The organism is Stenotrophomonas oahuensis, assembly GCF_031834595.1.
Classification (GTDB): domain Bacteria; phylum Pseudomonadota; class Gammaproteobacteria; order Xanthomonadales; family Xanthomonadaceae; genus Stenotrophomonas; species Stenotrophomonas oahuensis.
The window spans coordinates 4,018,820-4,030,228 of sequence record NZ_CP115541.1; the positions used below are offsets into that span (position 1 = coordinate 4,018,820).

Below are 11,409 nucleotides of genomic sequence, written 5' to 3' on the forward strand. Positions count from 1 at the left end.
CTTGTGGGCGCGCTCAGCGCAACAGGTACTGGTTGATCAGGTTTTCGTAGCGTTCCTGCTTGCCGCTGATCTGCTTCGGCTCGCCGCCCTTCGCACCGAGCGCCGCCAGGTCGACAAGACTGAGTGCGCCACGCTCGAACTGCTGGCCGGCACCGCTGTCGAAGCTGGCGTAGCGCTCTTTGCGCCACTGCTCCCACGGCGAGTCGTTCAGCAGGCCATGCGCCACTTCCAGCCCGCGTGCGAACGCATCCATGCCGCCGATGTGGGCAATGAACAGATCGTCCAGATCGGTCGACTCGCGCCGCACCTTGGCGTCAAAGTTCAAGCCGCCTTCCAGCCCGCCCTGGCGCAGCACCACGAGCATTGCGCCCACTGTGTCGTACAGGTCGGTCGGGAACTGGTCGGTATCCCAGCCGTTCTGGGCGTTGCCGCGATTGGCGTCGATGCTGCCGAGCAGGCCGTGGTCGGAGGCCACCTGCAGGTCGTGCTCGAAGGTGTGGCCGGACAACGTCGCGTGGTTGGCCTCGATGTTGAGCTTGAAGTCCTTCTCCAGCCCGTGCTCCTTCAGGAAGCCGGCCACGGTGGCGCTGTCGAAGTCGTACTGGTGCTTCATCGGCTCCATCGGCTTCGGCTCGATCAGGAAGTTGCCCTTCAAGCCGATGCTGCGGCCATAGTCGCGGGCCATGGTAAGGAAGCGGGCGAAGTGGTCGACCTCCCGCTTCATCTGCGTGTTCACCAGCGAGGCATAGCCTTCACGGCCGCCCCAGAACACATAGTGCTCACCGCCCAGCTCGACGGTCGCTTCCAGTGCCGCCTTGACCTGCACGGCGGCGCGCGCGACCACGGCGAAGTCCGGGTTGGTCGAAGCACCGTTCATGTAGCGCGGGTGCGAGAACAGGTTCGCCGTGCCCCACAGCAGCTTCATGCCGGTGGCCTCCTGGCGGGCCTTGGCCAGGCCGACCATGTGCTTCAGGTTCTTCTCGTACTGCGCCGGGTCGTCAGCATCCGGGGCCAGGTCAATGTCGTGGAAGCACCAATACGGCACGCCCAGCTTGGTGAAGAACTCGAACGCCGCATCCACCTTGGCTTCAGCAGTCGCCATGGGCGAGCTCGATTCCCACGGGAAATGGCGGGTACCCGGACCGAACGGATCATGCCCGGCGTTGCAGAAGGTATGCCAGTAGCACACGGCGAAACGCAGGTGCTCCTGCATGGTCTTGCCGCCAATGACCTTGTTGGCGTCGTAGACCTTGAACGCCAGCGGATTGTCCGAGCCGCGACCTTCGAACGGGATGCGGCCAATGCCGGGGAAGTATTCCTTGGCGCCGATGTAGGGCTGCGTGCTCATGGTGCATGTTCCTTTGGTTATGCGAGGTGTCGCGAAAAGTGAGATCAGCCGCGCTGCAGCGGCGTGATGGCGTCGAGGTGGCGCAGATAGCGTGTGTAGGCGCTGGCATAGGCCTGGCTGCGTGCCGGGTCCGGGCGTGCCGAAAGCGATGCCTCCAGCGCGACGTGCCGATCGGTGATGTCGTGGATGGAGGCCGCATCGCCGCGCGAACGGCCCAGCGCCCACAGTGCCTGCAGCGCAGCACCGAACGCTGCGCCTTCGGCCTGCACTGGCACCTCCACCGGCAGGCCGAATACATCGGCGACCAGCTGGCGCCACTCGGCACTGTTGCTGCCGCCGCCGGTCAACACAATGCGGTCGAACTGCATGCCGGCACGCACGAATGCGTCGTAGCCGTACTTCAGGCTGTACGTAGCCCCTTCCATCGCCGCGCGGTAGAGGTGCGCCGGGGTCATGTTGGTGGTATCCAGGCCCGCCAGAACGCCTTTACCGTGCGGCAGATCCGGGGTGCGCTCGCCGTTGAGGAACGGCAGCATCACCAGCCCCTCGGCACCTGGCGCGGTGGCGCGCAGGTGCGCATCGCCATCACGGGTGCTGAATCCGAAGGCCTTGGCGACCTGCTCGGTCACCACCGTGCAGTTCATGGTGCAGATCAGCGGCAGCCAGCCGCCGGTGGAGGAACAGAACGCGGCCCACGCGCCTTCCGGGTCCACCACCGGGGTATCGGAGTAGGCAAACAAGGTTCCGGAGGTGCCGAGGCTCATGGCCAGACGCCCGGGGACGACGCACCCGGTACCAATGGCAGCCATCATGTTGTCGCCGCCTCCGACCGCCACTTTCGCGGCAGCCGGGATGCCGAGTGCAGCAGCGGTGGCAGGATCCACGCCGAACAAGGCATCAGGCCCGGCGATGGGCGGCAGGCATTCCGCAAGGTCCCGATCCGGATCGGTGGCACGCAGCAGTTCGTTGGACCAGGTGCGGGTGCGCACGTCCAGCCAGCCGGTACCGGAGGCGTCCCCGTATTCGCAGAAGCGCTGGCCGGTCAGCACGAAGTTGAGGTAGTCGTGGGGCAGCAGGATGGTCGCCAGGCGCGCGTAGGCTTCAGGGCGATGCGCCTTGGTCCACGGCAGCTTCGACGCCGTGTAACCGGTCAGCACCGGATTGCCCGCCAGTTCAATGGTGCGGGCGGGTCCGCCCACCGCGTCCATGATCTGCACGCACTCGGCCGAGGTGCTGGTATCGCACCAGAGTTTGGCCGGTGCCAGCACCTCCCCCGCCGCATCCACTGGCACGAAGCCGTGTTGCTGGCCCGACACCGCCAGTGCGGCGATGTTCGCGCGTATGCCGGGGTCCAGTGCGCTGAAACACGCATGCAGCGCCGCAACCCAGTCGGCTGGCCGTTGTTCACGGCTGCCATCGCTGCCGCTGCTCAGTTCGAGCGGCGCGCTTGCAGCGGCCACGATGGCCTGCCCGGCCGCGTCGTAGACCACCACCTTCAGGCTTTGCGTACCCGCATCAATTCCCGCAACCAGATCCATCAAAACACCCTTTGAAAAATTAAAGTTAGCGCTACCTTGAGCGGCCGGCAGAAGGCCGCGCGGCGGCTATGCCATGGCCACGCGCGACGGCCACACGTCCGGTGCCGCCCTGCAGTACTGCTCGATGAACCTGTCCTGCGAGGGCATCCGGGCAACCGCCTGATGCAGCGGCTGCTGGATGCGCGTCAGCAAGGTGCGCAGATCGGGGTCGCTCAGGGCACGCGCCAATGGATGCGGGGCACCGGGCTGGATCCCCTGCCCCATCAATACACTGGTCCAGGAATCCACGCGGAACAGTTCGCCCGGGTCCTGCCACGCGTGCGCCCGCTCGCGCCAGGCACGCAGGCGGATGTCCAGCGAATCCGGCAGGGCCATCTCGCGACATGCCTTCCACATCGGCTCGTCGCGCTGGGTGGCGTGGTAGTGCAGGATGATGAAGTCGCGCACGTGCTCCATTTCCTGCTGGCTGACCTCGTTGAACAGCCGCACCAGCGACGGGCTGATGCCATCGGACGGGAACAACTGGATCAGCCGTACCACGGCGCTGATGGTCAGGTGGATGCTGGTGGACTCAAGCGGCTCGATGAAACCGCTGGCCAGGCCCAGCGACACCACATTCTGGTTCCAGGCCTTCAGCCGGCGCCCGCTGCGGAACGGCACCAGCCACGGGTCACGCAGTGGTTCGCCGTCCACATCACGCAGCAACTTGGCATGCGCCTCGTCGTCGGACATGTGACGGCTGGAAAACACCAGCCCGCAGCCGACCCGGTGCTGCAGTGCGATATGCCAACGCCAGCCCGCTTCATGTGCGATCGCGCGCGTATACGGCACCGGCGGTGCCACCGATTCGGTCTGCACGGCCACGGCGCGGTCACTGGGCAGCCATTCGTGCCAGTCCTCGTAGCCGGTCTTCAGTGTCTGCTCGATGAGCAGGCCGCGGAAGCCGGTGCAGTCGATGAACAGATCGCCTTCGATGACCTGCCCGTCCTCCAGCACCAGTGCCTGCACCGAACCGTCATGTGCGTGCTGCCGGACTTCGCGGATCTTGCCTTCCACGCGCCTCAGCCCTTGCGCTTCTGCCCTGCGCCGCAGGAACTTGGCGTATAGCCCGGCATCGAAGTGGTAGGCGTAGCTCACCTGCGGCTGGGTATCCAGCGAGAACTGGTCCCCGCGCGAGGCCAGGCTCTCCAGGCAGAAGTCGCCCAGGTCCGACGGCATGCCGCGACGCAGGCTGTCCAGCCAGAAGTGATGGAACGGCGTGGCCCAGGTGTTCTGGCCGATGGTGCCGAACGGATGGAAGAACCGTTCGCCGGGCCGACGCCAGTTCTCAAATGAGATCGAGAGTTTGAACGTGCCGGCCACTTCGCGCAGGAACTCCTGTTCGTCGATCTGCAGGAAGCGGTGGAAGGTGCGGATGGGCGGTACCGTCGACTCGCCTACCCCCACAGTTCCAATCTGCTCCGACTCCACCAGGGTGATCTCCAGCTGGTCACGGAACTGATGCGACAGCGCGCAGCCGGCCAGCCAGCCAGCCGTGCCACCGCCGGCAATGACCACCCTGCGGATCCGTCCTTCGGTTGTCTCAGCAGCGTTCAATGCTTTGCTCCCCTCAACGATTGAGTCGACCCAGCAGCTGGGCGCGCACACGGCGTGCCTGCGACTCGTCGAACGGTGCCAGTTCCCCGCGTGCGGCCTCGGGCAGGTGCTGCCCCGCCCGCTCGCCAGGACCGAAAACGTAGTACTCGAAGATCTTTGCCCACGCCTGCTTTTCCCGTTCCGGAAGATCGCGCAGTGCCCACATGGCGTGCTGCAGCGCAGGCAGAGGTGAAGACAGGAAGGCCGGCGAGCTGCGCCACCAGTAATTCACCAGCACGTTGAACGGCTCGAGGCTGCGCACGTGATGCCACCACATGCTGGGAATGAAGATCCCATCGCCGGGCTCCAGCACCGCGCTCTGCGCGCTTGCCAATGCTTCACGGAAGCGTGGGTGGCGGTCGAAATCCGGCTGGTCGAAATCCACTACGCTGACCACCTGTCCGCCTGGGGTCGGTTCCAGCGGCCCCGGATAGAGGTTGTCGATCTGATCCGGTGGAAACAGGGTGAACCGGCGCCGGCCGACGGCGCAGCAGGCCAGGTTGTCCGGTGTGTCGAAATGGCAGGAGGCGGTGACCCGGTTGCCGATCCAGATGCTGGCCGACGCATTGATGCCCAGCGCTGCAAGGCCGGCGTCGTTGTCCTGGGCGAAGCCGGGCAAGGCCCGCTCGATCAGCAGCGAGGCCACATAGTAGGTGGGTGGGCGCGGAACGTCGAAGGTGCCGGCAATCTCATCCAGCACCGCGCCCAGCACCCCGCGCCGGACCTCGAAGTTCAACTGGGTGAAGTCTGCGTTGTAGAACGGGCGGCCGTTGATCTCGGGCGCGCCGAATGAATACTGCACCGGTACGCCGGCGTCGAAACCCCGAAGATAATCCAGCGCGTCTGCAGTGGACCGTCGCCCTGCCTGGACCAGCGCCCAGTCCCGTGCAATGCCGCGCAACACCACCGGCTCACCGGCGGCCACCAGTGCCTCCATGGGCAGCGCGGCGGGATCCAACCCGTCCAGCGACCGCATGGCAACGCCGTGCAGCATCGGTCAGTTCCTGCTGGACATGGCAGCGTCCTGCACGCGCAGGCGTCGCTGCTTCTCAGCGATCAGGCGGCGCATGTTGTGCAGCGACGCCAGCATCAGATACACCCCTTCCAGATAGCCGGCACGATTCAGTTCGGCCAGCGCCGCGCCGTCCAGCTGGGCCAGCCGATCCCGGTCGATGGCATGCAGCCCATTGACGTTCACCCGGTGCTGCGGGTCGAGCTGCACGTCCAGCGCCACCGGCTGGATCAAGCCCTTGGCATCGAGCGTCGCGAACATCTGCGTGCCGTATGCATGCCCATCGTGGATGCCGCGCAGCACGCCGGCAATATGGTCGAGATAAGGTGTATTGCCGCCCTGCGGCAGAAACACCGGCTCACCCTGCACCGCGGACACCCGCGGATGATCCAGATCCACGTGGAGTACCGCCTCCTGGGTCAGCGCGCCGTCGATGCGCTGCTCCTGAAAACCGATCAGGAACGGCCCTTTGGCTGCCGCGCCAGGCAGGTAGGACGCATTCCAGCGCCCGTCCTGCAGGTACAGATTCTCGTGCTGTTCGAAACCGAGCAGCGCTACCGACTGCCATTCCCCGGTAGCGGCGTCTTTCCTCAGGAAGATCGGGTACTCACGCTGCAGCTCCGCGAACTCGCTTGGGTACGCCGGCACCATGCCCACCGCGTCACCAAACTCGGGCCCGAAACCGGTGGCCACGCGCAGGTCCCGGTGGGCAATGTTGTTGAGCATTTCGTAACGCGCCATCGTCTCATCCAATCCCATCAGAGCCTTGCGCGGGTGCCACCGCACATGCAGTGGCACCCGTACCCGATCAGAACCTGTAGCGAACGCCCAGCATGTAACGCGGACTCTGGTCAGCCAGTTTCACGATCATCTGCGAAGTGCGCGAACGCCAACGGACGTCCTCACCAGTCAGGTTGATTGCTTCCAGTCCGAACGACCAGTTGTCATTCAGCGTGTAGTTCACGCTGAGATCCCACTGATCGTACTCTTCCACATAGTACGGGTTTCGGCTGGCGCCCTGGTTGGCCAGGATCAGGTACTCGTCGCGCCAGTTCCAGGCCAGGCGGACCGACCAGCCATACTTTTCATACATCAGCATCACATTGGCGGTATCGCTCAGGCCAGTGAGCGAGAACTGGTCGATGTTCGGATCACCTGCATCGTTGTAGCCCACGTCGCCGTTGACGATGGTGTAGTTGGCCAGCACGCCGAACCCGGTGTCCCCGAAGAAGTACTGCCCGCCCAGTTCCCAGCCGTGCAGCTTGGATTCGTTCTGGTTGATGGGGCGGTTGACGTTGAACTGGTACAGCGGGTCGGCCGCCGTGCCATACAGGTCGTAGGCCGCTTCGGTGGCCAGAACCTGTGCATCTGTACCGTTGTAGGCTCCCAACCCGGCCGGGTTGTTGCGCAACAGCGCCAGCGCGGTGAACAGCGCGGTGTCATTGGCATTACAGGCCGCTGCATTGGCCGCGCCCACCTGGCTGACGCATGCGCCACTCGTCAGGAAGGCAAGCGCCGCCTGTGCATCAGGACCAGAGGTAGGATCACGCAGGCCGTACAGATTCTCCTGCACAATGGTGTTGCCGATGAAATTGGCCACCTGCTTGTTCCAGTACGTCACCGACACGTAGCTTGCGTCGGCGAAGTACCACTCCAGCGCCAGATCCAGGTTATCCGATTCCAGCGGCTTCAACTGCGGGTTCTGTGCCGTGCCGCTGGCTCGCACAGAGGGGTCGATCAGCACCGAGCCAAACGGTTGCTGTGCGGTCGGGCCTGCGTACAGGTTGCCGATCGGCGCGCGCGCGATGCTCTTGCCGAACGAAACGCGGCCCTTCAGATCGTCCATGAGGTCGATGCTGAAATCGAGATTGGGCAGGATGTAGCTGTACTTATTCTTCTCGGTGAACGGCTGCTGCTCATCGGACAGAACCACGCGGAAGTCGTTGTTCGACTGCCACTCGATCGCCTCGGGAATGGCGATGATCGACGTCGACACCACGTCGGTGGTTTCATAGCGCACGCCCAATCGCGTATTGGTGCGCATGCCGCCCAGTTCGCCGTCCAGCTCGATCTGGAAGTAAGCCGACTTGGTCTTTTCCTCCACCCGGTTGTCGGCCGCATTCTGCGGGCTGACGCCCAGGTTGGCACCGTAATTGGCTGCCGCCCACTGCGCGAGCCGGCCGGCATCGCCGCGCCAGGCGGTGAAGCTGTTGGCGCTGTAGTCGTCGAACAGGCCTACGATGTTGACCGGCTGCAGCAGGTCCATCAGCCCGTTGGCCACATCTCCGTCAACATTGGCCACGCCCCAGTCGCCCAGGGTGTTGTAGTTCTCCGCGGCCTGGATGCGGTGGGTGGTCTGCTTGCTGGAATCGACGCCAAACTGGAAACGGCCTGAGTCGAAGCTCCATTCACCGTCAACGCGACCCTGCTTGATCTCGCTGATCTGGGTCTGCGAGTTGATGCGCAGCACCTGCGAACCGATTTCACCCGACTCGAAGGCGGGATTGACCACTCCGTTGGTGCCGGCGATCGCATCGGCCGTGGTCGGATACCAGACCTTGGTGCCTACCGGCAGACCATTGTTGAACACCATCTCCTGCACATAGGAGCCACCGCAATGCGGCCCGGTGGTGCAGTTGTTGGTGCCGGCGATGCTGGAGAAGATGGAGCCGCCGCCGGTCAGCGGATCGTTCGGCCGGCTTTCGTTCTTCGAATTGTGCGCGTCAAAGCTCAGCTTGAACCGGTCGGTGACGTCCCACTTGGCATTGAAACCGAGCGAGCCCAGCTTGTACTTCTGCATGCTGCGCTGCTGTTCAAGCCCGAAGTCCTTGGTGCCGGCGATTTCCCGGATGTACACAGGCGTGGCAATTGCACCGCTGGTATCGAAGGTGACGTCGGTGTAGTTGCTGTTCTGCAGCCACATGCCCTGCTCGCCACGATTCTCTTCGATCTCGTTGGTCGAATAGGTGTAGTCCAGGGTCAGGGTCACCGCGTCGGTGGGAGCAAACTGCAACACCGCCTGACCATTGATACGCTCGCGTTCGAACTCGGAGAACGCATAGCGAAGGTCATTCGGGCGCGCATACAGCGCCCCAATGGCCGGCGCATTGGTCACGGTCGGGTTGCCCGGCAGGGTGCCGGTCCACGGCTGGATGTTCCAGTAGTTGTTGGTGGCCTGCACCGAACCACCCTTGCGCTTCTGGTAGCTGGCGCTGACCCCGACGCCCCAGGTCTTGTCCGGATTGCTGTAGCTGAAGATGCCGGACAGTTCCGGGGTCAGGTCGTTGTCGAACGGCTGGCTGTCGTCGTAGACCGCCTTTGCTCCGGCACTGGCGACCAGGCCGTTATGATCGAACGGACGCGCCGTCAGGATGTTGATGGTGGCACCGATGCCACCGCTGGGCACATTGGCCTGGCTGGTCTTGTACACCTCGATGCCGTTGATGGCCTCTGCGGCCAGCTGGGCAAAGTTGAACGCGCGGGTACCGCCATCAATGCCGCCGATGGCCACCTGCCCTGCCGCACCGAAGGCGTCCGCACCCGGCATCTGGCGCCCGTTGAGGGTCACCATGTTGAACTGCGGGCCGAAGCCTCGCGCGGTCACCTGGGCGCCTTCGCCGTCACGACGCTCGATCGAGATGCCGGTGATGCGTTGCAGCGACTCGGCCAGGTTGGTATCAGGGAACTTGCCGATGTCCTCGGCACTGATCGCGTCGACCACGCCGGCCGAGTCGCGCTTGATATCCATGGCCTGGCTGAGGCTGTTGCGGATGCCGGTGACCTGCACCGTGTCCAGCTGCGTCGGGCTGGACTGGGCCTGCTGCTGTTGCGGCGCAGGATCCGCGGTGGTGGCGTCCTGCGCGAACGCCGGATTGATGACCAGGATGCCACCCACGAAGGTGAACATGGCCCGGGATTTGAACTTCGCCAGCTTGCGGCTCATGAACGGGCCCCCAGCTGCGCGGTACGGCGAAACGTACAAGCACTCATGACGCTCCCCTCTGACATACGATCGAATGGATGTATCGCCCCTTCCGGGGGCCACCTACGGGCGATGCCCGTCTTCCACACTGAACATCGCAGTGCGCTTTGCACGAACTGCGACTCAACTCGCTTTCAGAACTGCCAGATCGACCGCATGGCATTGGGGGGCACATTTCTGAGTCTTACCCTGGCTCAGTGGTAGCGCTACCATCTCGTCAGGGCGCAGACTAATCACCCGGTCACACGGTTGTCATCATGCAGCGCAGCAAAGGAACCCATTGCGTGAAAAACAGCAGCAAGGCGGTCCGACGGAAAGCGAGTGCAATCACCATTGATGAAGTAGCCGCGCATGCAGGCGTGTCTGCGATGACGGTTTCGCGTGTAATGAATGGGCACGCCAGCGTGCGCGAAAGCAATCGCGACCGGGTACTGCGCAGCGTGCGTGAACTGGACTATCGCCCCAACCCCGCGGCCAGTGCACTGGCTGCCGCACAGCATGTTTCCATTGCGCTGATCTACACCAATCCCAGTTCAAGCTATCTGCGCGAACTGCTCGTCGGTGCGCTGCGCGGCTCTACACGGGCTGCCGCGCAGCTGATGATCGCCACCTGGGACGGGTTGGACGCCAAGGCACGCCGCGAGGCCGCGCGACAGCTCGCCGAGAATGTGGCGGGTGTCATCCTGCCACCGCCGCTATGCGAATCACGCGCCATCGTCATGGAGTTTGTTCAAGCCGGCATTCCAGTGGTGGCGATTGCCTCGGGCCATCTGAGCGACAAGGTGTCCTGCGTGCGCATCGACGATCACCGCGCCAGCTACGACATGGTGACGCATCTGATTGCACAGGGGCACCGGCGTATCGGCTACATCAAGGGCGACCCCAACCAGACCGCAAGCGCGCATCGCTGGCTGGGGTATCTGGATGCCCTCTCAGCGGCGGGTATCCAGTTCGATGACAGCGTTGTCCAGCCAGGTCATTTCACCTACCGCTCCGGGTTGCAGGCCGCGGAGCGGTTGTTGTCACTGCGTAATCGGCCCACAGCGATCTTTGCCAGCAACGACGACATGGCCTCGGCGGTGGTTTCGGTCGCGCACCGGCGCGGGCTGGACGTGCCCGGTGATCTTTCGGTGGTGGGGTTCGATGACACGTCGGCCGCGACCATGGTGTGGCCGGAACTGACTACCCTGCATCAGCCGGTGGCGGAGATGGCGGATGCAGCGGTTGAGATTCTGCTGCGGGAGATACGGCAAGCGCCGGGTTCAGGGCGCGGCATCGTCAACCGGGTGTTGCCGCACCGGTTGATCCTGCGCGGGTCGGTGTCCAAACCGTCCGGCTGATAATGCGATGTTCGATGTAGAGCCACGCCCTGCGTGGCTTCGACCGTGTCTGACACCGAACACAGCCACGCAGGGCGTGGCTCTACGGATTTGGGTCACTTGACCGCCCTATACTCCGGCTGCTGCACCCCTGCAGCCAGCCGGATGAGGTAGGCCATGCCTGTAGTGCGGATTGACCTGATCAAGCGCGACGACCCGACGCTGGGCCGCCGGATTGGCGAGGTGGTTTACGCGGCCATGCGCGAAACCATCAACGTGCCCGACCGTGACAACTTCCAGTTGATCACCGAGCATGATGCCGCGCATTTCGTGTTCGACGACAGCTACCTGGGCATTGAGCGCACCGACGCGATGGTGTTCATCCATCTCACCATCAGTGAAGGCCGAAGCGTCGAGTTGAAGAAGGCGCTGTTCCAGGCGATTGCCGACGGTGTCCACGAGAAGATCGGACTCCGCAAGGAGGATGTCTTCATCTACCTCGTGGAGGTCAGGAAGGAGAACTGGTCATTCGGCAATGGTGTGGCTCAGTATGTGACCTGATCCGCTTCATCGCG

8 protein-coding genes are annotated in these 11,409 nt (G+C 63.9%); 2 read left to right on the top strand and 6 right to left on the bottom strand.

The features are described 5' to 3' along the window. Positions 1 to 13 precede the first annotated feature (13 nt). The 6 genes from xylA to PDM29_RS17920 form a co-directional block, all read right to left on the bottom strand. The gene (xylA, locus tag PDM29_RS17895) at positions 14 to 1,348 is read right to left on the bottom strand and encodes a xylose isomerase (protein WP_311191391.1); all 1,335 of its coding nucleotides are present in this window, start codon (positions 1,346 to 1,348) and stop codon (positions 14 to 16) included. 44 nt (positions 1,349 to 1,392) lie between these two features. Next, positions 1,393 to 2,886 carry a xylulokinase gene (gene xylB / locus PDM29_RS17900; protein ID WP_311191392.1) on the bottom strand — a complete coding sequence of 498 codons (1,494 nt, stop codon included), beginning with the start codon at positions 2,884 to 2,886 and terminating at the stop codon, positions 1,393 to 1,395. A 66-nt stretch (positions 2,887 to 2,952) separates the two neighbouring features. Beyond that, the gene (locus PDM29_RS17905; protein ID WP_311191393.1) at positions 2,953 to 4,482 is read right to left on the bottom strand and encodes a tryptophan halogenase family protein; all 1,530 of its coding nucleotides are present in this window, start codon (positions 4,480 to 4,482) and stop codon (positions 2,953 to 2,955) included. Between the two features lie 13 nt (positions 4,483 to 4,495). After that, positions 4,496 to 5,515, bottom strand: a complete 1,020-nt coding sequence (locus PDM29_RS17910) for a cupin-like domain-containing protein (protein ID WP_311191394.1) — start codon at positions 5,513 to 5,515, stop codon at positions 4,496 to 4,498. Positions 5,516 to 5,518: 3 nt separating this feature from the next. Next, positions 5,519 to 6,274 (bottom strand): SapC family protein, encoded by a 756-nt coding sequence (locus PDM29_RS17915; RefSeq protein WP_311191395.1) that lies wholly within the window; start codon positions 6,272 to 6,274, stop codon positions 5,519 to 5,521. Between the two features lie 67 nt (positions 6,275 to 6,341). Then, entirely contained in the window at positions 6,342 to 9,476 is a 3,135-nt protein-coding gene (locus PDM29_RS17920; RefSeq protein WP_311191396.1) for a TonB-dependent receptor, read from the bottom strand. A 323-nt stretch (positions 9,477 to 9,799) separates the two neighbouring features. On the opposite strand from PDM29_RS17920, the gene PDM29_RS17925 reads away from it, so the two are divergent. Both PDM29_RS17925 and PDM29_RS17930 read left to right on the top strand, forming a co-directional pair. Beyond that, a complete protein-coding gene (locus tag PDM29_RS17925) occupies positions 9,800 to 10,855 on the top strand; it encodes a LacI family DNA-binding transcriptional regulator (RefSeq protein ID WP_425508688.1) in 1,056 nt (351 codons plus the stop codon). Positions 10,856 to 11,011: 156 nt separating this feature from the next. Next, complete coding sequence (locus PDM29_RS17930) at positions 11,012 to 11,395, top strand: tautomerase family protein (RefSeq protein ID WP_311191398.1); 384 nt, start codon at positions 11,012 to 11,014, stop codon at positions 11,393 to 11,395. Positions 11,396 to 11,409 lie beyond the last annotated feature (14 nt).

Bases quoted from the DNA above. Each gene is read 5' to 3' on its own strand.
- PDM29_RS17930 (WP_311191398.1), top strand. From the start codon at position 11,012: ATGCCTGTAGTGCGGATTGACCTGATCAAGCGCGACGACCCGACGCTG.
- xylB (WP_311191392.1), bottom strand. From the start codon at position 2,886: ATGGATCTGGTTGCGGGAATTGATGCGGGTACGCAAAGCCTGAAGGTG.
- PDM29_RS17915 (WP_311191395.1), bottom strand. From the start codon at position 6,274: ATGGCGCGTTACGAAATGCTCAACAACATTGCCCACCGGGACCTGCGC.
- PDM29_RS17910 (WP_311191394.1), bottom strand. From the start codon at position 5,515: ATGCTGCACGGCGTTGCCATGCGGTCGCTGGACGGGTTGGATCCCGCC.
- PDM29_RS17920 (WP_311191396.1), bottom strand. From the start codon at position 9,476: ATGAGCCGCAAGCTGGCGAAGTTCAAATCCCGGGCCATGTTCACCTTC.
- xylA (WP_311191391.1), bottom strand. From the start codon at position 1,348: ATGAGCACGCAGCCCTACATCGGCGCCAAGGAATACTTCCCCGGCATT.